Source organism: Alteromonas sp. CH_MED4-4, from assembly GCF_037029575.1.
GTDB lineage: Bacteria > Pseudomonadota > Gammaproteobacteria > Enterobacterales > Alteromonadaceae > Alteromonas > Alteromonas macleodii.
Genome location: NZ_JAYMEU010000016.1, coordinates 25256 through 47842, shown reverse-complemented (window position 1 = coordinate 47842; position 22587 = coordinate 25256). Strand labels below are relative to the sequence as shown.

At 44.7% G+C, this 22587-nt stretch carries 20 protein-coding genes and 4 tRNA genes; 20 read left to right on the top strand and 4 right to left on the bottom strand.

The features are described 5' to 3' along the window. Positions 1 to 22: 22 nt before the first annotated feature. The 15 genes from ruvA to WA381_RS12400 all read left to right on the top strand — a co-directional run bounded on the left by ruvA (position 23) and on the right by WA381_RS12400 (position 11371). A complete protein-coding gene (gene ruvA, locus WA381_RS12470) occupies positions 23 to 643 on the top strand; it encodes a Holliday junction branch migration protein RuvA (protein WP_014948863.1) in 621 nt (206 codons plus the stop codon). A 68-nt stretch (positions 644 to 711) separates the two neighbouring features. Then, positions 712 to 1716, top strand: a complete 1005-nt coding sequence (gene ruvB, locus WA381_RS12465) for a Holliday junction branch migration DNA helicase RuvB (RefSeq protein WP_156086136.1) — start codon at positions 712 to 714, stop codon at positions 1714 to 1716. Positions 1717 to 2271: 555 nt separating this feature from the next. Then, positions 2272 to 2670 (top strand): tol-pal system-associated acyl-CoA thioesterase, encoded by a 399-nt coding sequence (gene ybgC, locus WA381_RS12460; RefSeq protein WP_014948865.1) that lies wholly within the window; start codon positions 2272 to 2274, stop codon positions 2668 to 2670. Next, positions 2660 to 3349 (top strand): protein TolQ, encoded by a 690-nt coding sequence (tolQ, locus tag WA381_RS12455; protein ID WP_014948866.1) that lies wholly within the window; start codon positions 2660 to 2662, stop codon positions 3347 to 3349. Before ybgC ends, tolQ begins: the two co-directional genes overlap by 11 nt. A gap of 29 nt (positions 3350 to 3378) precedes the next feature. Then, positions 3379 to 3798: a protein TolR gene (tolR, locus tag WA381_RS12450; protein WP_014948867.1), complete on the top strand. Its 420-nt coding sequence runs from the start codon at positions 3379 to 3381 to the stop codon at positions 3796 to 3798. A gap of 7 nt (positions 3799 to 3805) precedes the next feature. Beyond that, positions 3806 to 4699, top strand: a complete 894-nt coding sequence (gene tolA, locus WA381_RS12445) for a cell envelope integrity protein TolA (protein WP_014978756.1) — start codon at positions 3806 to 3808, stop codon at positions 4697 to 4699. Positions 4700 to 4703: 4 nt separating this feature from the next. Then, positions 4704 to 6059 carry a Tol-Pal system beta propeller repeat protein TolB gene (tolB, locus tag WA381_RS12440; protein ID WP_014948869.1) on the top strand — a complete coding sequence of 452 codons (1356 nt, stop codon included), beginning with the start codon at positions 4704 to 4706 and terminating at the stop codon, positions 6057 to 6059. A 40-nt stretch (positions 6060 to 6099) separates the two neighbouring features. After that, on the top strand, positions 6100 to 6666 hold the full coding sequence (gene pal, locus WA381_RS12435; protein ID WP_014948870.1) for a peptidoglycan-associated lipoprotein Pal: 567 nt from the start codon (positions 6100 to 6102) through the stop codon (positions 6664 to 6666). Continuing rightward, positions 6666 to 7460 carry a tol-pal system protein YbgF gene (ybgF, locus tag WA381_RS12430; RefSeq protein WP_014948871.1) on the top strand — a complete coding sequence of 265 codons (795 nt, stop codon included), beginning with the start codon at positions 6666 to 6668 and terminating at the stop codon, positions 7458 to 7460. Before pal ends, ybgF begins: the two co-directional genes overlap by 1 nt. A 292-nt stretch (positions 7461 to 7752) precedes the next feature. Then, positions 7753 to 7828 (top strand) — tRNA-Lys (locus WA381_RS12425). 24 nt (positions 7829 to 7852) lie between these two features. Beyond that, positions 7853 to 7928 (top strand) — tRNA-Lys (locus tag WA381_RS12420). A 38-nt stretch (positions 7929 to 7966) separates the two neighbouring features. Continuing rightward, positions 7967 to 8042, top strand: a tRNA-Lys gene (locus WA381_RS12415). A 244-nt stretch (positions 8043 to 8286) separates the two neighbouring features. Continuing rightward, positions 8287 to 9342, top strand: coding sequence for a quinolinate synthase NadA (nadA, locus tag WA381_RS12410; protein ID WP_014948872.1), 1056 nt, complete (start codon positions 8287 to 8289; stop codon positions 9340 to 9342). Positions 9343 to 9464: 122 nt separating this feature from the next. Next, positions 9465 to 9555 (top strand) — tRNA-Ser (locus tag WA381_RS12405). 94 nt (positions 9556 to 9649) lie between these two features. Then, positions 9650 to 11371, top strand: a complete 1722-nt coding sequence (locus WA381_RS12400) for a site-specific integrase (RefSeq protein WP_061485252.1) — start codon at positions 9650 to 9652, stop codon at positions 11369 to 11371. Between the two features lie 14 nt (positions 11372 to 11385). Here WA381_RS12400 and WA381_RS12395 read toward each other — a convergent pair whose 3' ends face one another. Next, on the bottom strand, positions 11386 to 12201 hold the full coding sequence (locus tag WA381_RS12395) for a hypothetical protein (protein ID WP_061485254.1): 816 nt from the start codon (positions 12199 to 12201) through the stop codon (positions 11386 to 11388). A gap of 187 nt (positions 12202 to 12388) precedes the next feature. Between WA381_RS12395 and WA381_RS12390 the strand changes: the two genes are divergently transcribed. From WA381_RS12390 to WA381_RS12380, 3 genes are all read left to right on the top strand, one after another. After that, the gene (locus WA381_RS12390; RefSeq protein WP_061485256.1) at positions 12389 to 12952 is read left to right on the top strand and encodes a recombinase family protein; all 564 of its coding nucleotides are present in this window, start codon (positions 12389 to 12391) and stop codon (positions 12950 to 12952) included. 10 nt (positions 12953 to 12962) lie between these two features. Beyond that, positions 12963 to 13736, top strand: a complete 774-nt coding sequence (locus WA381_RS12385) for a hypothetical protein (RefSeq protein ID WP_061485259.1) — start codon at positions 12963 to 12965, stop codon at positions 13734 to 13736. Positions 13737 to 14274: 538 nt separating this feature from the next. Further along, on the top strand, positions 14275 to 15282 hold the full coding sequence (locus tag WA381_RS12380; RefSeq protein ID WP_061485260.1) for a hypothetical protein: 1008 nt from the start codon (positions 14275 to 14277) through the stop codon (positions 15280 to 15282). Between the two features lie 317 nt (positions 15283 to 15599). On the opposite strand, the gene WA381_RS12375 is transcribed toward WA381_RS12380, so the two are convergent. Further along, positions 15600 to 16034 (bottom strand): hypothetical protein, encoded by a 435-nt coding sequence (locus WA381_RS12375; protein ID WP_039233464.1) that lies wholly within the window; start codon positions 16032 to 16034, stop codon positions 15600 to 15602. A 236-nt stretch (positions 16035 to 16270) separates the two neighbouring features. Continuing rightward, positions 16271 to 17440: a patatin-like phospholipase family protein gene (locus WA381_RS12370; RefSeq protein ID WP_061485262.1), complete on the bottom strand. Its 1170-nt coding sequence runs from the start codon at positions 17438 to 17440 to the stop codon at positions 16271 to 16273. Positions 17441 to 17660: 220 nt separating this feature from the next. Here WA381_RS12370 and WA381_RS12365 point away from each other — a divergent pair, with 220 nt between their 5' ends. Both WA381_RS12365 and WA381_RS12360 read left to right on the top strand, forming a co-directional pair. Further along, a complete protein-coding gene (locus WA381_RS12365; protein WP_061485264.1) occupies positions 17661 to 18677 on the top strand; it encodes a 2-dehydropantoate 2-reductase in 1017 nt (338 codons plus the stop codon). 163 nt (positions 18678 to 18840) lie between these two features. Beyond that, the gene (locus WA381_RS12360) at positions 18841 to 20031 is read left to right on the top strand and encodes an OprO/OprP family phosphate-selective porin (protein WP_231506442.1); all 1191 of its coding nucleotides are present in this window, start codon (positions 18841 to 18843) and stop codon (positions 20029 to 20031) included. Positions 20032 to 20035: 4 nt separating this feature from the next. Here the strand turns inward: WA381_RS12360 and WA381_RS12355 are convergent, their stop codons facing one another. Then, a complete protein-coding gene (locus tag WA381_RS12355) occupies positions 20036 to 22561 on the bottom strand; it encodes an ATP-binding protein (RefSeq protein ID WP_231506445.1) in 2526 nt (841 codons plus the stop codon). Between the last annotated feature and the right edge of the window lie 26 nt (positions 22562 to 22587).

Below are 22587 nucleotides of genomic sequence, written 5' to 3'. Positions count from 1 at the left end.
CACGCTTTTACAGAGATAATTCATGATTGGACGAATTCGCGGTACGTTGGCTGAGAAACAGCCTCCAGAAATTCTTGTAGATGTAGCCGGTGTTGGCTACGAAATTCACATGCCTATGACCAGTTTCTACCAGCTTCCCGCGGTGGGTGAAGAAGTGGTGGTGTACACACACTTTGTGGTTCGTGAAGACGCCCAATTGCTGTTTGGTTTTGCTGATAAAATGGAAAGAGGGCTTTTCCGAGAATTGATCAAAGCCAATGGTGTAGGCCCGAAGTTAGGCCTTGCTATTTTATCTGGTATGTCAGCAAGCCAGTTCTTAGCAAGCGTACAAAACGAAGATGTTTCTGCTCTCGTCAGCTTACCGGGTATAGGTAAGAAAACCGCAGAGCGTTTAGTGGTAGAGCTTAAAGACCGCCTAGCAAAATTTGGCAAGGCGCAGAGTATTGCTGTACCGCCCCCAAGTGGCGACTTGTTATCCACCAACACTATTGTTGCTGTAAACGACGCTCGGGAAGAAGCGCAAAGCGCGCTTATTGCACTAGGCTATAAACCTGCTCAAGCGAGCAAGTTAGTCGACAGCGTATATAAAGAGGGCATGGAAAGCGAAGCCCTTATTCGCGAATCATTAAAAGCGGCCATATAATGGCGCTCAACGAAGACAGCGGTTCTTAGTCTGACTGTCTTCACGTCACCGTTTAAAGTAGAACTATCATGATTGAAGCCGACAGACTGATTACGCCTGAAGCAAGCACCGAAGACGAGGTCATCGACCGCGCCATTCGCCCTAAAATGCTGGAAGACTATACGGGGCAGCCTCACGTATGTGAGCAAATGGAAATTTTTATTCAAGCTGCGCGTAATCGCGACGATGCGCTAGACCATCTACTTATTTTTGGTCCGCCAGGACTGGGTAAAACCACGCTTGCGAATATTGTCGCAAATGAAATGGGCGTGAACATTAAAACCACGTCAGGCCCTGTGCTTGAGAAAGCTGGCGACTTGGCTGCACTGCTTACCAACCTTGAGCGCAATGATGTATTGTTCATAGACGAAATACATCGCTTAAGTCCAGTGGTAGAAGAAATTCTTTATCCTGCCATGGAAGACTACCAGCTTGATATTATGATAGGCGAGGGGCCTGCCGCCCGTTCAATTAAGCTAGACCTTCCTCCTTTTACGCTGGTAGGCGCTACAACCCGAGCAGGCTCATTAACGTCGCCATTACGGGACCGTTTCGGTATTGTACAACGCCTTGAATTTTACAACGTAAAAGACCTCACTAGCATTGTTGCAAGAAGCGCAAGCTATCTTAATTTAGAAATGAATGAGGAAGGTGCACAGGAAGTCGCTCGTCGCTCTAGAGGTACACCTCGTATCGCAAATCGCTTACTTCGCCGTGTTCGAGACTATGCCGAAATAAAATCTGACGGCACTGTGGGCGCTGATGTCGCTGCTAAAGCCCTAGACATGCTTGATGTAGACAAAGAAGGCTTTGATTACATGGACCGCAAATTGCTTACTGCTATTATTGAAAAGTTCGATGGTGGTCCAGTAGGTTTAGATAACTTGGCAGCAGCCATTGGTGAAGAAAAAGAAACCATAGAAGATGTGATTGAACCCTTTCTTATTCAGCAGGGCTTCTTACAGCGCACCCCGCGTGGTCGTATTGTGTCACAGCGCGCTTATCTGCACTTTGGCTTTACTCCGTCAGAATAATCTATCGCTTTGTTTAACAGGATATAGGTTTGTACTAGAGGCCTAGCTGGATAGCTGGGCTTTTTTAGGCTTAGTAAATAGCGTAAGCGAAAGTTACGCTGGATTAGAAACTAAGTCGACTCTTGGTAGAGCGCGAGGGTAAAGCGTACGGCTAGTGTGGATGCCGTTTATCTTGCTAGATACAAGTGACAAACTACAGGCAAAAAAAAGCCCGCTCAGTGAGCGGGCTAAAACAACAAGTGTTGAAGGAAATAAATCCAGGGAACTCATGTCTAACAGGAGAATAACTCTTGCATGACCGTGCTAAGCACCATCACGCTCTGTACGACTGATGCTGTGCATTATAGGGAGCACAGAAAAAAGCACAATTGAGTAAAATTGTTGTTTTGAATTAGAAAAACTAATGTGTTAACTGCGTGTTTAATATTGGTTTACTTTTGATTAAATGTTAGCTTTGGTGGGGCTTGTGGAGTATTTTTGTTCTGCATTTTGTCGCGCTAATTAGTTATTTTAACTCCGATTTGGATTATTAAATTTTTGGGTGAAGGAATAGTTATGCATTTACATCAGGTAAGAGTGTATTACGAAGATACCGATGCAGGCGGTATCGTCTATTATGCGAATTACCTAAAGTTTATGGAGCGAGCCCGTACAGAGTGGCTTCGCGAGCTAGGTTTTGAACAAGACACGCTGATGGAACAATCCATCGCTTTCGTCGTCAAACACGTTGAAATGCATAACTATGCGCCTGCACGGTTCAATCAACTGTTGAGTATTGAAACTCGCGTTGTAGAATTGAAAGGCGCTAGTATGACGTTTCAACAAATTATTAAAAATGAACAAGGCGTTACATTGGTATCGGGAGATATCAAGGTTGCCTGCGTCGATTTGGCCGTTATGAAGCCAAAAAGATTACCACGTACTTTGTTAGGGGAAATTTCGCGTGTCATCTGATCTCACTTTTATTGGCTTGTTTTTACAAGCGAGTTTTATTGTTCAACTAGTTATGCTTTTGTTACTAAGCGTGTCGATAGCGTCGTGGACGTTTATCTTCCAACGCAGTAAAGCGTTGTCGGCGGCACGCAACGAAATGCGTCAGTTTGAAGATAAGTTCTGGTCAGGCGCTGACCTGAATCGTCTTTATCAAGAGCTTTCCGCCAGAACTAACCTAACAGGCATGGGCAGCATCTTTTGCTCAGGCTTTAAAGAGTTTGTTCGCCTGCGCAAATCTAACACCGCCACCAACGGCATAGTTGACGGTACATACCGTGCCATGCGCGTTTCTATGTCTCGCCAAGTCGAAGAATTAGAAAGTCGTCTACCCTTTTTAGCCACGGCGGGCTCAATTAGTCCTTACATCGGTCTATTTGGAACTGTGTGGGGGATCATGAATGCCTTCATCGCATTAGGTGAAGTGCAGCAGGCTACCCTTGCTATGGTAGCGCCGGGTATTGCAGAAGCACTTATTGCAACTGCTATCGGCCTGTTTGCTGCTATCCCTGCGGTTATTGCCTACAACCGTTTCAGCCATCAGGTTGAGAAGCTTGAAAATAGCTACGGCAACTTCATGGAAGAGTTCTCTGCAATCCTTCATCGCCAAGCCGTTGCTGCGCAAGCACAACAACAAGCCTAAGCGTTTACATTCCAAACGGAGGACTTGTTATGTACGTAAGAAAACGCCGCAGGCCGGTATCAGAGATAAACGTAGTGCCCTACATCGACGTGATGTTGGTGTTGCTTATTATCTTTATGGTAACGGCGCCGCTTATTTCTCAAGGGGTAAAGGTAGATTTGCCTAAAGCAAGTGCCAACCCGATAGAGCAAGAAGATACACCACCTATTATTGCGTCAGTGGATGTTAAAGGTCGCTACTTCCTTAATGTAGGCGAAGACCAGGAATCGCCAATTAGCGAAGAAGAACTTGGCGCTATTGTAAAAGCACAGTTGACCAAAGAGCCCAATACGCCCGTAGTGGTAAAAGGCGATGGACAAGTAGCGTATAACGAAGTGATACAGCTAATGGTGTTATTACAGCAGGCGGGTGTGCCTTCAGTAGGGTTAATGACGGATCCGGTTGAGTAATATAGATATGTCGAAACCTGAAGTGTCGAAAAGCACGTCAACCGCTAGCCACTCAAACAACGCGAGTAACGGTGTAAGTGGTGATAAAAAGAACGGCAAAAGTGCCAAGCAAGCCAACAGTATAAGCCCAGAACAAGTAGGCTTGTACAAGTCCATTGGTTTGCATCTTTTTATTGCTGCGCTGTTGCTAATTAGCGTCAGTTTCTCTCCCGACCCGTTGCCAAGTATGCCGTCGAATGCGCCTGTGATAGAAGCGACGTTTATTGATGCGCAAGCGATTGCGGATCAAAAAAGGGAGCAGGCACAAGCTGAAGCTCAAGCAAGAGCCGAAGAGCAAGAAAGGCAAAGAAAAGCAGAAGCCGCGGCAGAGAAAAAACGCCAGCAGCAGCTAGCAGCCAAGCGTGCGAAAGAGAAGCGTGAAGCAGAAGCGGCTGAAGCGAAACGTCAGAAAGACTTGGAGCGCTTAGCGGCGCAGAAGGAACAAGAGCGTAAGGAGCGCGAAGCAAAAGCGAAAGCTGAGGCTGAGCGAAAGAAAAAAGAAGCAGCTGAACGCGCTGAAATGGAAAGGATCATGCAAGAGCAGCTTGCAAAAGAACAAGCAGCTCAGCAAGAACGTAGGCGAAAACAGGTACTTACTGAAGTAGAGCGTTATACCGCGCTTATTCAGCAAACCATAAAGCGTAATTTGTATTCGGACGACAGCTATCAAGGTAAAACCTGTCGATTGAATATTCGATTAGCAACGACAGGGTTTGTTACGAGTATTCGTGTACTCGGCGGCAATGATGCGCTGTGTAGAGCGGCTGAAAGCGCGGTTCGCAGGGCTGAAAAGTTACCGGTATCTGATGCGCCAGACGTTTACGAGCAGTTAAAAGACATTACTTTAAAAGTGGAATTATAGTGGTATGAAAAAACTAGGTTTATGGATAGCGCTTATTACGATGGCATTCAGTGCCAAAGTGTTTGCATCCTTAGAAATTGTGATAACCGAGGGCGTAGATAGTGCACGTCCAATCGGGGTTGTGCCATTTAAATGGAAAGGTCAGGGCAGTATGCCTGGCGATATTTCTAAAGTGGTGATGGCCGACTTAATGCGTAGTGGTAAGTTTAACCCGGTATCTGTCGACAAAATGCCACAGTACCCGGAGACAGCGGAGCAAGTGTCTTTCACTGCATGGGCAACCTTAGGTGTGGACACGGTTTTAGTAGGAAGTATTGAGCCACAAGGAGGCGACCGTTACCTTGTATCCTATGAGTTGATTGATGTACTTAAAGGGCAAGTTGACAATGGGCAAGCTAAAGTACTCAAAGACGGCAATTTGGTATCGAGTAATGATCACGTACTAGCTGCCCGTCAGGCAGTGATCAACGGCCGAGATTTTCGCCAGTATGCGCATCGAATTAGCGACATTGTGTATGAAAAATTGACCGGTGTTCGCGGTGCATTTTTAACGAAAATTGCTTACGTCATTGTTCGCGACCGTGACACGGTAGAAAAACCTTACCAATTAGTCATTGCAGACTACGATGGTGAGAACGAAACGCGCTTATTGTCTTCGCCAGAGCCGCTTATGTCGCCAGTGTGGTCGCCTGATGGCGAGAAGCTTGCCTACGTTAGTTTTGAAAATCGTAGACCGCAAATATTCATTCAGAATATCTACACCAGCGAGCGTACGCGCATTACTGATTTCCCTGGAATAAATAGTAGCCCGGTGTTTTCACCAGATGGCAAGCAACTTGCAATGGTTTTATCGAAAGATGGAAACCCTGAACTCTATGTGATGGACTTAGCGACAAAAAATCTTCGCCGAGTAACACGAAATAGAGCGATTGATACGGAGCCCGCGTGGCTACCAGACGGCAGTGGGTTAATATTTAGCTCGGAACGGGGTGGTAAACCCCAGATATATAGCGTAAATTTAAATTCTGGGAAAGTAAGGCGAGTTACCTTTGTAGGTGAACAGAACCTTGGCGGTACGATTTCCCCAGACGGCAAGCAAATGATTATGGTTAACCAAACCAATGGGAACTATCACATTGCGAAGCAGTCTTTGGATGGTGGATCACCTCAAGTACTGACACGGACGTACTTAGATGAATCACCAAGCGTAGCGCCGAATGGAAGCATGATTATATACAGCACCCTTCACGAGGGAACCCAAGTGTTGTCACTGGTTTCTTTAGATGGGCGTTTTAAAGCTAGGTTACCAGCAGCCAATGGGCAAGTTAAATCGCCAAGTTGGTCACCATTTTTGTTCTAACAATTTAACGACTAAACAATAAAATTTAAGGATTAGTAGGATGCAAATGAATAAAGTGATGAAGAGCTTCATTATCGCATTGCCAGTAGTGACAATGATGGCATGTTCTTCAGGCCCTAGCGAAGAAGAATTGGCAGCAGAGCGTAACCGCCTTGCACAAGAACAAGCGGCTGCGGAAGCGGAAGCACGTGAAGCAGAAGCACAGCGCGTTAAAGCAGAAGCTGCACAGCGTATGAAGCGTCAGGAAGAAATGGTTCAGCAAGAAATGGAAGCGCTGAAAAACGAACAAACCGTTTACTTTGACTTTGACCGCTCAAGCATCAAGCCAGAGTTCCAGCGTATTCTAGACAAGCACGCGGCGTTCTTGGTGAAAAACCCAAGCACTAAAGTGACTATTGAAGGTCACACAGACAGTCGTGGTACGCCAGAGTACAACATTGCGCTAGGCGAACGTCGTGCACAGTCTGTTGAAACTTACCTACTTAATGCTGGCGTAAGCAGCAGCCAAGTAACAGTAGTTTCATACGGCGAAGAAAAACCAGCAGTGATGGGTTCTACTGAGTATGCATTTGCTCAAAACCGTCGCGGAGTGGTTGTTTACCGCTAATGACTATTCTAACGAATAAGACATTAAAAATGGGCGTCACTTTATGTGCCGCCCTTGCTGTTTCTACCGCATTTGCGCAAGCGCCTGTGGTAGACGCCAATGGCGGCAGTGAATTAGAACAGCGTATTGTTGTGCTAGAGCGTATTGTTAAGAGCCGAACCGAAATGCAACACAGGCTTCAAACGCAACTAGACAATATGCAAATGGAAGTCGACCAGCTGCGTGGTGCGGTTGAAGTCAATACCAATGAACTTCAAAAAGTACTTGAGCGTCAGCGTGAGCTTTACCTTGAAATAGATAAACGCGTGGAAGCACTTAAGCAAAGCGGCGCGCTACAAGGTAGTGCCATGCCTAGTGCAGGTGTTGATTCGGGCTCTGTGAGCTCTCCAACAGCATCTACGCCAACGCAAGCTCCGCAAGCAGGTGAAGATGAAGCCTACGAAAATGCGGTGAATTTGATCCTTAAGTCTCGTGAGTACGATAAAGCCATTCCTGCGTTTCAATCGTTCATTTCACGCTTTCCCAACAGTGGTTACGCACCAAACGCGCACTATTGGTTAGGGCAACTGCTGTTTAATAAGCAGCAGTGGAGCGAAGCAAGTGAGCAATTTAATATTGTAGCTAATCGCTTTACCGATTCTTCCAAGCGTCCTGATGCCTTATTAAAACTAGGTGTCATTGCTGAGCGAACGGGAGACAGTTCAACAGCACGTCAGCTTTTCCAACAAGTTGTAAATGATTACCCTGATTCATCGGCAAAACGCCTCGCTGAATCTCGGTTAAATAACTTGTAATGAACAAAGCCTCTTTTAAAGAGGCTTTTTTATGAGTTAGAGAAAAGTTTTTTTCAAAATATTCCATTTAGAGTGCATAAAACTTCTGCACCAAATTTCACTGTATTTCGTAGAAACCTGACTAAACTCAATTAGTACTGGTATAAATACTCAGCGATTTGTTTTCATTTTGACCGTTTAGTCGTAATTTGACAGAAAAATGAAAATAAAAGGACGTTATGGGTTGCGTCGAATAAAAATCTGAGTATTATATGCCGCCGTTGCCAAGACACAGGCAACAACAGGAAAGAAAGGGTCGTTAGCTCAGTTGGTAGAGCAGTTGACTTTTAATCAATTGGTCGCTGGTTCGAATCCAGCACGACCCACCACTTTCTCTCCTAGCATCAAATGATGGGTCGTTAGCTCAGTTGGTAGAGCAGTTGACTTTTAATCAATTGGTCGCTGGTTCGAATCCAGCACGACCCACCATCATTTAAATTGCTAAACTTATCTGTGTGTCACTTGATGGGTCGTTAGCTCAGTTGGTAGAGCAGTTGACTTTTAATCAATTGGTCGCTGGTTCGAATCCAGCACGACCCACCATCAAGTGTCAAACTCAACTATTCCCTTTTTAAATAATCTCCTCAGTACAAAACGCCAATGCTTATTGTGTTTTGAAACGCTACTCGTCTCATTTGCACTTTGATCTGGTTTACCTAACCCCATGTAGTAGAACAAGTAAGCATAACTACGACTATTTAATTACCCTTATGTTGATTAGGTAGTGTGTAATTTTTATGACAGTTGGGTATAATCCGCACCCTTGTCGCAACAGAGATGTAGGTTAATGTCAGTAGCATTTCGAGTGGATCAGGTAGAGTACCCGTTCCCAGCAAAACCACAGCCATTGTCAGAAGCACGTAAAGCTGAATTAAAGGCTGAGATCAAAGCTTTACTTAAAGCCCGTAACGCTGTGCTTGTCGCACACTATTACACCGACCATGAAATTCAGGCACTCGCTGAAGAGACTGGTGGCTGCGTGGCAGACTCATTGGAAATGGCGCGCTTCGGAAGAGATGCACAAGAACAAACCTTAATTGTTGCTGGCGTTCGCTTCATGGGTGAAACGGCAAAAATTCTTAGCCCTGAAAAAACCGTACTAATGCCAACACTTGAAGCAACGTGTTCGCTTGATATTGGTTGCCCGGTAAAAGAGTTTAGCGAATTCTGTGATCAGCACCCTGACCACACTGTAGTGGTTTACGCGAATACATCAGCGGCAGTAAAAGCGCGCGCTGACTGGGTAGTAACGTCAAGCATCGCGCTTGAAATCGTTGAGCACTTAGACAGCCAGGGCAAGAAAATCATTTGGGGCCCTGACAGGCACTTAGGCTCGTACATTGCCAAGCAAACGGGTGCCGACATGCTAATGTGGCAGGGCGAGTGTATCGTTCACGACGAGTTCTCTGCACAGAAACTAGCAGACATGAAAGCACTGTATCCAAATGCCGCGATACTGGTTCACCCTGAATCACCCGCAAGTGTGGTAGAGATGGCAGATGCAGTTGGCTCAACCAGTCAGCTAATAAAAGCCTCGCAAACCATGGATAACGACACCTTTATTGTTGCTACCGATAAAGGCATCTTTTACAAGATGCAACAACTTACTCCTGAGAAGACGTTTATAGAGGCTCCAACGGGCGGTAACGGCGCTACGTGTAAAAGCTGTGCTCACTGTCCTTGGATGGCAATGAACGGCTTAGAAGCGATTAAGGCGTCTTTAACGGGCGAAACTGATGGGCATGAAATCTTTGTTGATGATGAATTGCGTAAAGGCGCACTTATTCCACTTGATCGCATGCTTAACTTCTCAGCCGAGTTAAAAGCGAAAGGCGGGCTATAAGCGCACGTTTTATAAGCACTTGCTGAATATTTTCCAGCAAGTTCTTGATTAAGCGCGCGGCTTTACCTACTATACGCGCGCTCAAGGGTTTTCGTAGTTGAAATCTTCTTGATACAAAATTTGGAGAGATGGCTGAGTGGCTGAAGGCGCACGCCTGGAAAGTGTGTATACGTTTATAGCGTATCGAGGGTTCGAATCCCTCTCTCTCCGCCAAATACCTACAGGCCCCTAAAACCCTAGGGGCTTTGTTGTATCTGGGCTACAGAGAAACAGCATAACCACCTACTTGTACAAAAAGGTGGTACAAATGGGCATCATGGCTTCTCCTTATATTCCTTCATATTCCAAGTATTACTACATCAGAATTGTAGTCCCTCAAGACCTTCGTTCTATCGTTGGCAAGCGAGAGTTTAAGTCCTCACTGAAGACCACAGATAAGAGTGAAGCTCAACTACGAGCTATACCGTGGCTGAAGGAAGCCTACGAACAATTGGCACTGGCTAGACGTAAACTGTCTGGTGAGTCTGATGTAGAGTTGTCCCTTAGGGAATGCGTTATCATTGCTGAGCGTTGGTATGCTCGTATGCGCGATGAGGTGGAGTCTCAGGGGAATATGCTCTCTCATGTTTCTCGTGATGAGTATGAGCTCATTAATGTTAGTAAGGGTCATCAAACCTTTGGTCTGTCTGACACCCTGAGTCTTCAAGGGAGTGAGATTGAAAGAGCCAATGAACAGCAACTCGATATACTGGGAGATGAGTTGGAGTCTAACATAGCAAGCCAGTTGGACATTGAGGGAATTACCGTACCCAAGCGCAGTAAGTCCTATCGTCAGTTGACTACCCAGTTCTATCACTATCTGTATAAGTTTGAAAGCCTTTGCCTTGCCAGAGCTCAGAACGATTGGGAGAGTGAGCCTAGCCCCATGAAAATGGTTGAATCACCTCTCAAACCAAAGCATCTAAGGAGGACGTCAGGAGCCTCTGAGAACGCTCTGTCTGAGGTTTATAAGAAGTTCAAAGTGTCGCGCGAAGTCAATTCAGAGGGCGGTGAGAAGGTCTCAAAGACCCTAAATGAGACTTACAACAATATTCAGCGATTTATCTCGCTACATGGTGATAAGGACTTAGCGGAGGTGACTTCTGCTGACTTCGTAGTGTTCAGAGATACACTGCTACAGCTACCTAAAAAGAAGAGTCAGGATGTGCGTTCGCTGCCAGTTGCTAAGCAAGTCGAGAAGGCCAAAAAGGAACGCTTGCCAACTTTGTCTAGAGCAGTCGCTAAGAAAAACTTCAACCTCGTTTCCAGTGTGTTTACCTTTGCAGTGGAGTTGGGGTTAATAGATGAAAATCCAGCCTTGAAGGTGAAGCCTCCTAAGATTGCTAAACGCATAGAGGCTGACGAAGACAGGGGGTATACGTCTGAAGAGGTCACTAAGCTATTTAGTTTGCCATTGTTCACTGACCCCAATGCTCCAAAGAAATACGGTATGGCGTGTTACTGGGTGCCTCTCCTTTGTCGCTACACTGGAGCTCGAAGCGGAGAAATTCTTCAGTTAAGGCGGTCTGATATTGATGCTGACCATGATGGTATCCACTACATCAACGTAAGACGCGGAGAAGGGCAGTCAGTGAAGAACAATGCTTCTCTCCGTCATATCCCATTACATGACCACTTGATTGAGCTTGGCTTCTTAGAGTTCGTTAAGGGCTCCAATGATTGGCTATTCCCTGATGTGCCAGCTGACAAGTATGGAGCTAAATCCACTAAGTTTGCTACGTGGTGGGGACAGGTCGTTAGAGAGCAGGGCATTGATATTCACCAACCTACTCATGCCTTCAGGCATACATTCAAGACCATGCTACGCACGCTAGGAGCGAGTGACAGGGTTAATGATGCCATCACGGGGCATACGTCAGGCTCAGTAGGTGATAAGTACGGCACTGTCTACCTGAAGACTAAGAAGGATGTTATCGAGCAGATAGAAACGCTGAATATTCCACATCTCACAAAAGCTGGAGCTAAATAGCAACGAAATCTATTTTATCTGGGCTTCGTTAGATAGGGGGTTGCTTTTACTTCAACTGGAAATTTAAGTTGGAAGTTAAAGCCTTCTCCTCGCTGGCATATTCGTATCTCTCTTTGCAGCCGCGAATCGTATATCATAGGTAGTATAGGCGGCCCCTGATTATCACCGTATTGAGGTACCACACATGGAGGTTTAGAATGAGTAAATGTATTCTCTGCGTCCTCGCGTTTGAGAGCAAAACTTCTGCACATGGAACGAATATCAACTCTTGTATCGATGATCTCAAGTTCAAAGAGCACTGATGCCACAAAGTCGATACCACAATTTAACAATGCCTCAAGGTTAGATGGTTTGTTTTTGTCATCAGTCACCATCACGCTCTTGTGAAATGAATAGTAAGGCTCTTTAGCATGTGGATGCATCACGATGAATATGCATTCTTCGACTTGCGCAAAGTCTGAAACCAGTCGATCTTTACGGTCAAGTCGACCATGCTTTGATAAATCACCTATGTTATGTATTAGCCTTAAAATATGTCCGTGAAGCAACTCACCGTTGAATGTGAAGTTTTGGTTGAATATCGCATTGAGTATCTGGTTTTTTGGGCTTTGAGCATTTTTACTTTTGTCAATTTGGACTCCAAGAAAACTACTAAACTGCTCTTCCTTCTCTGCAATTAATAGCTCCAAATTATGATTGAAAGTCATTGCGACGACCCCACTTTGCGCTTTAAAGGTCTCCATTCCTAATGGTTCGTCACTTACCAAGAGCTCTTGAAATTGCTGAAAGTTTCTTAGTGTTTGGGAAGTGAAATATTTAAGTGTTTTCATATGCATCCGTCCTTTGCTAGTCTTCCAATCTTAACTGACTTTACAAGCATAGTCTCGCTGTACGTACCCATTAGGTATACCCACACGGGCATAGTCAAAATTGCTCCTCGATGTATCCGTATGGCTTGATTTTTATTTATGGGTACTTTACCCTCCGCCACCTCTTAGAATCAAACAGGTACAGGAAGTGGCTGATTTAGCTTATATTAGGGTCTCTACTGCGGACCAAAACACAGACCGTCAGTTGTCAGACTCTGGGCTCTCTTTCAAGAAGCAATTCGTTGACCGCTGTAGTGGTGGTACTACTAACCGTCCAGCACTAGAAGGGCTTAAGGAATATGCTAGAGAGGGAGACACCATACATGTACACAGCATTGATAGGCTCGCTAGAAACCTCGTAGACCTCAAGACATTAGTAACCCAGTGGAACTCAGAAGGCATCCACGTAAAGTTCCATAGAGAGGCACTGTGCTTCAATGCTGGTGGGTCTGATGCTATGTCTGACTTGATGCTGAGCATGTTGGGAGCTGTAGCCCAGTTTGAGCTGTCAATGATTCAAGAGAGACGTCAGGAAGGCATAGAGAAAGCCAAGCAAGCTGGTAAATACCGTGGGCGTCCAGCTAATCAATCTAACCACCAGCGCATTCACACACTGCGCTCAGAAGGTGTATCGCTTCGTAAGATAGCGATTATCGTAGGTGTGTCATTATCCACTGTACAACGGGCTCTAGCAGCCTCAGAGAAGCCTTAAGTAACCATCAATGAGAAAAGTAGTAACACCAAGAAAGTGTAGCGAGTGCGGTAAGCGTCGAATTCCAGCTAAGCGGTCGAATGGGCGATTGAGTACCAAGTGTAAAGAGTGTTTTGGGGGACAATTCTGGCTCTCTGAATTTGGTCGCTGGTTTGCTGAGGCTGCCAAAAGACAGTCGCCAGTAAGTATGCCCATTGATGAGAGTGATATTAAAGGCATTCATGCTCTCTGGACAGAGCGTAAGGAAGCCACAGGTTATACTAGAGTTAACGGTCAACTAAAGCCAGTCTATGATTACCACATTAGTCACAGAGACCCAGCGAAGGGAGAAGGCTTTCAAGGTCGTTTTACCACTGCGAACCTAATCATAGCTACCGCTCAAGCCAATAAGATGGCCTATAACAATGAGTCAATAGATCATGGGTTTAGGGTCTATACTGATAAGAGGCCTTTTGGTACAGCTGCAAAGGTAAGAGAGTGGTGTGGAGGTCAATATGACTTAACAGGGCTTGTAAGGGAATTAGAGCTCAAGAAGTACGCACCTAAGAAAAGCAGCAGTGGTGATATAAACCCTGACTTCTTACCACAAGGAGTGCCACCACAGACAATGCTGGAACATCAACTAAGAAGATTTAAAGGAGGCAGCACTGACCCGTGGAGACATACAATCAGCAACGCTAACGACTCGTACACATCTGCTCTTGTCTATGGAATTGGTCTTGGTAGTGGTGAGCTCGATGAGTTCTATGATGGAACTAAAGAGTGTCAAGAAGAAGACTTTTAGGTTACTTCAGAGGGTCACACCGTTGCCACGATAAACACGCTGATGATACCTGTGGATCCCTTGATTTTAAAGGGTGATAGGGGGTTCTTCGAGCCCCTTGTGCGCACGACCTGACGATACAATAGCCCTTCTCCAAAGTCACAAAAATAGAGTGTGTTGAATCGTACACTGAATACCATCGACTCGAATTGACCCTTCACGGTTTTCAGTGCTTGTTAATAGAATGTACTGAAAAAATGAGCAAACGATAATAACGTTTTTTTGTAGAGTCATGGTACGACGCAATCGTTACTAAGGGTCATTACCTAGCACCTCCCCCCCTTTACCTAACAGAAGATCCTTAGAAGATCTGTGAGAAGACTTTGATAGTTACTAGGGGACCTGTGTAGAGGTCTAGTATGATGCACTCACGAGCGATATGAAAGCTTCTCAATGTAATGTGAGTTTCTAAGTAATTGAATCAGTGCAATAATCTACAGACTCTATTCAAAGGGTTGTCTCTATGGCTGCTCAATAAACTACTAAAAGGATGATCAGAATGGCAAAGGACGTAGAGCAACTAGACGCAGTGCTGTTGCATAGCTCTCTCTCTGAGATAGCTCAAGAGTTAAATGATATAGCATCAAAAGATTGGTGGTGGGATTTTGGAGCACCCGTTATCACAGCCGCTATAGTGGCCCTAATCGCGTCAGGCATAACTTTTTGGTACACCTATCATCTACACAATAAAGCAGAAAAGGCTGCTGAGTGGCGCTACAACAAATCACTGATAGATCAAAGGAGAAGGTACTTTGAAGAGCAAGCAGAGCAAGACCGACGTCATAAGGAGGACCAATTAGTAATAAGAGAGAACTTGAATCGAGAGGCTATCAATGAATTAATTCTCTTGATTAATACTTGCTATACCACTCTGGCAGCCGTTAGAGAAAACTACAGTGACCTTCTATCAAACGACATAAATGAGCGGATGTTCCAAGTTCCAATACTCAAGGGTGTAGTCCTAGAGCCTGTAGACAAGCAGGTGTTAACGAGACTCTTTTTCCTTGTTCCGCCGCAAGGGGAAGAGGGGGAGAAGTGGTCTCAACTTGGTGATATTGAAATGGTACTAGCAAACTATAACACACTGGCTAGGTTGTGGATGGAACGTAACGTCCTTAGAGAAGATATTCAGCGTATGCTAACAGCACGTAATGTTCCCCTTGGCTATCCTGAGACACAGTTGTATTCATTTCTAGACCCAATAACTAAACAAACGCTTATGTCGCTAACAGAAAGAGTTGTCAGTTTGTCGAGAGAGCTTTATGTAGACTTTGGGGATTTCTTAGCAGAGTTTCACCATGCTTATAAACCTAGGCTCAATCCAGCACTACCAAAAGATTTACTTACTCCAATTATACAATTTGAAGATTGGGACTTAGAGAGAAGGCATGCTTTCTTTGAAAATGAAGCATTACCAGATTTGGAAGTCTTGAGGCCCAACTTTGATGGGAATGACGAATTGTTTGAGCGTCATACAAGAGCGTTTAAGTCACGTCATGACAAGTGAGACATCCTGTAATATATGTACAAAAACGTTGTACAAAACAAATCTTGCTGATATTCTCAACTTACTGTTATATATAAATATTTTAATCTTGTGGTTATTGTCGAGGGTTCGAATCCCTCTCTCTCCGCCAAATACTGAGAACCGGCTTTAGGCCGGTTTTTTTGTGCCTGCCGATCAGCGCTGGATGATGCGCGGATACTTTTCGCTTACGTAAAAAGAAACCCGCTATGAAGCGGGTTTCTTTTTAAACGCGATTGTTGCGACGCTGGTATGCTAAAGCTAATGGCTTTTCATCTGTGATGTCGCGCCGCTGCTAATTACTTCGCAACCTGCTGGTGAAGCTTGATTAGGTCAGGAAGCTTTTTCGCGTAAATCGCTTTCTTTGTACCTGGGTGAAGTAATTGGCTCACGAACGTGCGTAGGAAGCCAAGTACAAACGTTTGAACGCGATCAGCGTCTGCATCACTTGGGTTAGCAATAAGCTTTTCTGTCTCCGCTTGTACTTTGTGTACAATCGGGTCCATGGTGTCTTTTCCAGAAACTAGGTCATTACCAGTCACAACGCCTTTGCCAAGCAAGTCTCTAACTGCTGAGTATAAATCAGCAGAAACAGCGTTAGACTGTCCCCAGTTCGCAATGTTGAATTCTTCAGCAATCTTATCTAGATCAGCAGTTGGGTCGTTCGACTTCAATAGGCTGTCGATAAGTTTATGGGCTTCAGTTTGTTTTACGGGTGTTGATAATTCTGACATGGTTACATTTAAAGATTATGTGGGTGAGCGCGTTATAAATATTCTGCCAGACAATGTCAACCCGTTTGCCGCCAATAGAGGCAAGAACGGGAGAGGAGCTTACTAAGTCATGATGTAAACATGGCGAACAAAGCACCGAAATAGCACCGAAATAACACAGAAATATTACTGAAAGAGTAGCAAAATAGAGAAAAGGCACCTGCTGCCAAGCACCCTTTATCAAATGAGTAAACGGGCTACGCGGAGATCCTATTCTCTTTGTCTACTTTATCTATTTTGCCTGTTCGACGTGCTGGGAAAGGCAACTTAATTGGACGTTTACCATTTAATGCAGCATGTTCTGATTTCACACTATAATTAGCGCTGTCTTTACTATGCATGCCCTTGGGTGTATCAGTTACATCGAAAAGCGGAGCAACAGGCTGTCTGTTTTCCTCTAGCTGGTAAGCAATGACTTTGTTTTCGGTTTCTAAAAAGGCACTTCCAGCTTGCTTACCAAGCTTATAATCATGACGAAGTTGTGCGTCTGTACTACCTAACAATTTACTTTGAAGCTTATCTGACGCAAAAATTTGAATAACCTCTACGCCTTCTGGCGGGTTTTCAATAAATGCCAGTTCTTTTTGATACGCTTGTTCGTGCTGCAGCAGATAGTCGATGGTCTTTGGGCACGTGCCCGTTGCGCACATTACCGCGCTTAACCTTTGTAGCCAAGGCGACTGTACTTGAAAGCCTCTATCTACGGTGCGAATAACTACGATTTTCGTCGCGCCGCGCTTGTACGCTTCGGTAACAGGCAACGGTGCAGCCAAACCACCGTCTAGAAAGAAATCGGTATTGGCTGCCTTTTTTGTCTCGACATCAATGTGCAGCGGTACGCCCTGTTTGTAAAGTAAGGGGAGGGCGCTCGAAGCCTTGATAAGATCGACCCAGTTGTGAGTACTTTTCATTGGATCAAGAAAATACGCCTGTCTGTCTCTGGAATTTGTGGCGGTAAATAAAATTTCTCTGTCCGCAACATTAGCCTTCGCAGTATCAAGATCAAGTAAACGGTTCGCTTCTTGGGTTTTGTCAAAATACCAATCTAAATCGACAATATGCTTTCCCATTAAACCTCTTCCCATTTGGAAAAAGCGTTTGTGTCGAGTTAAGCCGCGAATAAGACGTTTTGCATAGCCTTTTTGACGCGCGACAAAGCTCGTTAAGTTCTGTGAACCTGCTGATGTGCCGATAAGAATATCGAAAGGGTCGTGTCCGGCGTCTAACCATGTATCGAGTACGCCTGCCGTGAAAATTCCTCGCTGTCCACCACCTTCCGCAACCAAGGCAACTTTGCCATTGTTCGACATTTCAGCATTGTGTGCTTTTGAATAAGCGAGACAAGGAGCAGATTGTTGACCCGACATGATAACCCTCTATTTGACCATGACTATAAATTGACTACTTGGTCTAATTGTAGGGAGATCACGACGCCGGGGAAAATTGAAAGAATAAATCGGACTGATAGGAAATAACTGATACTGAAACACTTTTTGTTATTTTATTGTGATTTTTGTGTTTACATTTCGATCGTTTAATCGCAGTCTAACAAAGTATTGAAAGCTAAACTTTCATTGGGAGTCAATAATGAAAATTGCCGTGTTAGGTGCGGGAAGTATTGGATGTTATGTAGCGGGCTGCCTGTTAGCCTCTGACCCCACATTGAGCGCCGCTAATGCACTTACGCTCATTGGCCGTCAGCGTTTATATGATGATATTACTGCCAATGGTCTTAAAGTAACGGATTGGCAAGGGCGTGAGCAGCTAACAAAGCCTGAGCATATCGCATTTTCAATTGAGAACGATAGTTTAGTTGATGCTGACGTCATTTTGCTTTGCGTTAAAAGCCAAGATACCGAGCAGGCTGCTGAGATAATCAATCAGCATGCAAAGCAATCAGCAGTCGTAGTCAGTCTTCAAAACGGAGTGGGTAATGCACACCTGCTTCGCCAGCACATAAAACAATGCGTAATTGCAGGTATGGTGCCTTTCAATGTTTTTTATAAAGGTAACGGCCATTTTCACCGTGGTACTGAGGGTAATATTGCCCTTGAAGATCCCAATAACCAATGTAGTGACGTCATAAAAGCGCTTAGTAACGCGTCGTTGGCCGTTACGGTTTATAACGATATGAAAGCTGTACAGTATGGCAAACTCATTATGAACTTGAATAACGCGGTCAATGCACTGTCGGGTATACCGCTGAAATCACAGCTAGGAGATAGGCAATATAGGTTAGTTATGGCAAAGGTGTTGTCCGAGGCGTTAGCAGTACTAAAAGCGGAAGGAATTGCACCAGCAAGAACCGGTAAGGTCATTCCCAAACTGATGCCAAAAATTATGAAGCTACCTGATTTTTTATTCAATGTGGTGGCTTCATCTACGCTTAAAATAGATCCCGAAGCACGTTCATCAATGTATGAAGATTTGGCGCTGGGGCGACGAACGGAGATTGATTATTTGAACGGCGAGATAGTCAGGCTCGGTGAAAAAAATCACATAGCTACGCCAGTGAATAAGCATATTGTTAACCTGATCAAACAACACGAAGTTGCTCAGAAAGGAAGTCCTCACTTACCAGCAAATGCTTTACTGTTAAAGTGACAGGTCTATCTAACGGTGTATTTCAACGTTAAATATTACAGTTTTGTGTCATTTTTATGTCAGAGCACTTGATTCTTATACTAAAGTATATATCCTGCGCGCAAACTTCCGTTATATTTAGTGTGCTTTGCTTTTTCAAAATCGTTTTTCTTCTTGTCTTCTGTTGAGTGCTTTATGGGCGTCGCTTTTCCATACGGCGGTTGTAGCGTCTGAGGTTGATGCCGAGCGCGAATCTAGCGCAACGTTCTCTCAATACAATGGCAACGGCCTTTCATTTCAAAGCGACAGCAATACCTTCTCACTACGCGTGCGCGGTAGACTTCAGTTTCGCTATGCCAATCCCGGTATAAGCCAGCCTACCGAGCGTGCTGACTTTGAGCATAACGCCGGTAATCAATTTGGCGTTAACAGGGCGCGGGTCAAATTAGACGGTCACATTGGTTTGCCTTGGATTAAATATGGTGTGGAATATGATGCTGTCGATCAGCGCACCCTGACCGCTACACTATCCTTTGAAAAGTATGACGCGCTTCGGTTTAAGGTTGGTCAGTGGAAAGTCGAGTATTCCAGAGAGCGCAGTGTTAGCAGTGGCGGCCAGCAAATGATGGATCGTTCAATCATCAACAGAATATTTACGCTAGATAGGCAAATGGGGGCATCCCTGTACGGTAATTTTGATGGCCCAGGCGCGGCCAATTTCAATTACTGGGTAGGAGTATTCAATGGCTCAGGCCGTGGTGATTATAGCAATCACGATGGCGAGAATATGTATACAGGGCGATTACAGTGGAATTTCTTAGGTGAGTCTGTCGGGTTTAAAAACAGTGACATTAAACGAACAGCTACGCCCAAAGCCGCTCTAGCAATAGCAGGTGCGAAGTTCAAAAGCCAGTTTACGCGTTTTTCATCGTCTGGCGCTGGTAATTTAGCCAACTTTAGTGCGGGCGAGATCGAAGGTCAGTACGACATTCAGCAGTTTGTGATTGATGGTGCCTATTTTTATAAAGGGTTTAATGCTCAAGCGGAATATCATGAAAAAGATATTGTGGATTTAGCGGACAACGATAGAGAAACTACGCTGCGCGGCTATTATGTGCAGGCGGGTTATTTTTTGAGTGAATCAATCAGCTGGTGGCCAGAGCCCCTTGAAATGGCTGCACGCTTCGGGACCTATTCGCCCCGAGACAGTGAACAAGACGAACGCTTTTTTGAAAAGACAGTAGCATTCAACTATTTTTTTAATGGCCACGAAAACAAACTAACCGCAGAGGTAAGCAGGGTTTCACTGGATCAGTTCGATGCTGAAGTAGGGGACGAGACCATCTACTCTCTGCAGTGGGACGTCAGTTTTTAACTACTCACGCCGGGCGAGCAAGAAACTCGCCTAGTGTGTTAACAAGGCGAGCCTTGTCTACGGGCTTGCCCACATGGGCATCCATTCCTGCCGCGTGACAGTTGTCGATATCTTGCTGCATGGCGTTAGCCGTCAGGGCAATAATGGGGGTTTTTAACTTAAGCACATTTCTTATATGCCGTGTGGCGCTAAGCCCATCAACTTCAGGCATTTGAATATCCATTAGTACCAAATCATAAGTGCACGCTTTCAATGCATCAATGGCCTTTTGTCCGTTTGATACGTGTGTTAAATCTAAATGGAATTCATCAAGAAGCGCTTTTATTACTTCAACATTAATGTCGTTGTCTTCTGCAAGGAGGACACGAGCGCCTTCTAGCGTAACGTGTTGCTGAGTTGTCTCAGACAGCGAAACATCAATATCTGCTGCAACAGCAAACGTGACATCAAAAGAAAAAGTAGAGCCTCGTTCTAATTCGCTTTCAAGCGTTAGTGAAGAGCCCATTAGCTTAAGCAGATTATTACTGATGTTAAGCCCTAGGCCTGTGCCGCCATACTTTCTCGCTATGGAGCTTTCAGCTTGCGTAAAAGGCGTAAACAGCTTTACTTGGTTTTCTTTCGAAATACCAATCCCGTTGTCTTTTACCCAGCAGTGCAGGGCACAATGACTATCGTTCGACTCTGATACGGATAATCCAATTTCTATAATTCCTTTATCAGAAAACTTGATGGCATTGCTTATTAGGTTTGCCAATATTTGCTTAAATCTAAGTTCGTCAAACATCAAATCGTTATTAAGGTTTTTGTCGATATGAAGCTGGAGCACTAATCCTTTGCGTTCCGCTTGGTCTGAAAATATGTCGACTAATGTACACAGGCTTTCATTGATGTCGTGAGGCCTGATAGCCAACGTTAGCTTGCCCGCTTCAATCTTTGAAAAGTCGAGTAGGTCGTTAATAAGTTGAAGCAGCATTTCAGATGCATTGACGATTTTCTTGGTAAGATCCTTTGCTTGCACGTCTGCTGCGCGGCTCGCTAATGATTGTCCAAAACCAATAATGGCATTTAAAGGCGTGCGAATCTCGTGACTAATATTAGAAATAAACTCAGACTTTAACCGATTGTTTAATTCTGCTTTTTCTTTCGCCGTTAAGTAAAGCGCATTAGCCTGTCTTGATTTACTCAATAAAATCAGAATGATAACAATTGTTACTAGTGTGAGTGTGATAAGTATGACGAGCAACGTGGAAAAAAGTGATTGGGTGCGCTGAGCCTCTGTTTTCAACAAAAGCGCTTCCTCGAATGCTTTATTCTCATTCTCAAGTTGATTTGCTCTGTCTTTCTCTTGGGTTATCTGATCAATTAAGTTGGCGCTTTTTATTAGCTCTAAGTCTTCATATTTCTTTGCATTCAAATAGGCTTCATGGAAAACCTCAAATTGTTTGAATGCCAGCGCGTGATCACCTTTCGCAGCAGTAATGTAGGCTTCTGTTTTGTCCAGCTGTGCGCGCCAAGTCGTTTGCTCGGCTTCGCGGTTTTCATCGTAGAGTACACGTGCTTTATTGAGCGCGTTTGTCGCCTTATCCAGTTCTCCTAAACTAAGGTGAGCTTCCGCTTTTAAACGGTAAATTTCGCTGTTGTAAAAAGAAGATGAGAGAGGATGAGCAAGAACGATATCAGACAGTGTCAGTGCTTTCTGGAGGTTACCTGAACGATAATAGGTGGTGGCGATACCGTAAGTGGCAAGGAACTCAGAATAGTTGATATCAATTTGTGAATCGAATTCTATGGCGCGCTCAAAGTAGTCGATGGCCTTGCTATAGTCTCCTAGATTTCTATACAGAATACCAATGGCGTATAGGTTGTCACTGACCAAAATTCGCTGGTTTTCAACTTTGGCGCCCTCAAGCGATTTCTTATAGTAAGACAGCGCAATGTCATAAGCGCTGACTGATTGATAGTAGTCTGCCACAATTGCATAGTACAACGGTCGAAGCTTGGTAAGCGTATGTTTGGTTAGTATATCGTTTACCGTGTTGATAAGCTCAGCGTTAGGCGCAAAAACCTGCCCCTCGCTGTAAGTTAATACCTGGTAAATAAGCGCGTAGGCTTTTACGCTTGGTGGAATATCAGGCGTTGCAACAACGCGGTTAAAGTGCTCGTAGGCTTTGTCGTAGTCTGCTGAAATACCATACATTCTCGCTACGCCAGTAGCGATTGTGAGACCTTCACTCGAGTTGTCTTGCAACGCAATCAGAGAATTTAAGATTTTCTCGGAAGGGCGTTGGTGTATCGAAAGTTGGTACTGAACATAAAGCGCGCCCACTTTTCTTTTTTCATCTTGCGTTAATGTGTCAGATAACAACCAAGCTTCAAGCTTTTTTATTGCTGCCCCTATAGGCATAGGCACTAAGGTTTCAACGTCCACTTTAATTTCGCTGACCTTGTCTGAGATAGATGCATGAGCACTAACCGTTCCCATACTCCAAGTTAGGGCAAGCAATAAAGCCAAACTAATAAAATGCTGCAAACTAAGTGACCCGAATAAATGCTATT

Coding starts and splice junctions, on each gene's coding strand:
- ruvA (WP_014948863.1), top strand. CDS start 23: ATGATTGGACGAATTCGCGGTACGTTGGCTGAGAAACAGCCTCCAGAA.
- ruvB (WP_156086136.1), top strand. CDS start 712: ATGATTGAAGCCGACAGACTGATTACGCCTGAAGCAAGCACCGAAGAC.
- ybgC (WP_014948865.1), top strand. CDS start 2,272: ATGCATTTACATCAGGTAAGAGTGTATTACGAAGATACCGATGCAGGC.
- tolR (WP_014948867.1), top strand. CDS start 3,379: ATGTACGTAAGAAAACGCCGCAGGCCGGTATCAGAGATAAACGTAGTG.
- tolA (WP_014978756.1), top strand. CDS start 3,806: ATGTCGAAACCTGAAGTGTCGAAAAGCACGTCAACCGCTAGCCACTCA.
- tolB (WP_014948869.1), top strand. CDS start 4,704: ATGAAAAAACTAGGTTTATGGATAGCGCTTATTACGATGGCATTCAGT.
- pal (WP_014948870.1), top strand. CDS start 6,100: ATGCAAATGAATAAAGTGATGAAGAGCTTCATTATCGCATTGCCAGTA.
- ybgF (WP_014948871.1), top strand. CDS start 6,666: ATGACTATTCTAACGAATAAGACATTAAAAATGGGCGTCACTTTATGT.
- nadA (WP_014948872.1), top strand. CDS start 8,287: ATGTCAGTAGCATTTCGAGTGGATCAGGTAGAGTACCCGTTCCCAGCA.
- WA381_RS12400 (WP_061485252.1), top strand. CDS start 9,650: ATGGGCATCATGGCTTCTCCTTATATTCCTTCATATTCCAAGTATTAC.
- WA381_RS12395 (WP_061485254.1), bottom strand. CDS start 12,201: ATGAAAACACTTAAATATTTCACTTCCCAAACACTAAGAAACTTTCAG.
- WA381_RS12385 (WP_061485259.1), top strand. CDS start 12,963: ATGAGAAAAGTAGTAACACCAAGAAAGTGTAGCGAGTGCGGTAAGCGT.
- WA381_RS12380 (WP_061485260.1), top strand. CDS start 14,275: ATGGCAAAGGACGTAGAGCAACTAGACGCAGTGCTGTTGCATAGCTCT.
- WA381_RS12375 (WP_039233464.1), bottom strand. CDS start 16,034: ATGTCAGAATTATCAACACCCGTAAAACAAACTGAAGCCCATAAACTT.
- WA381_RS12370 (WP_061485262.1), bottom strand. CDS start 17,440: ATGTCGGGTCAACAATCTGCTCCTTGTCTCGCTTATTCAAAAGCACAC.
- WA381_RS12365 (WP_061485264.1), top strand. CDS start 17,661: ATGAAAATTGCCGTGTTAGGTGCGGGAAGTATTGGATGTTATGTAGCG.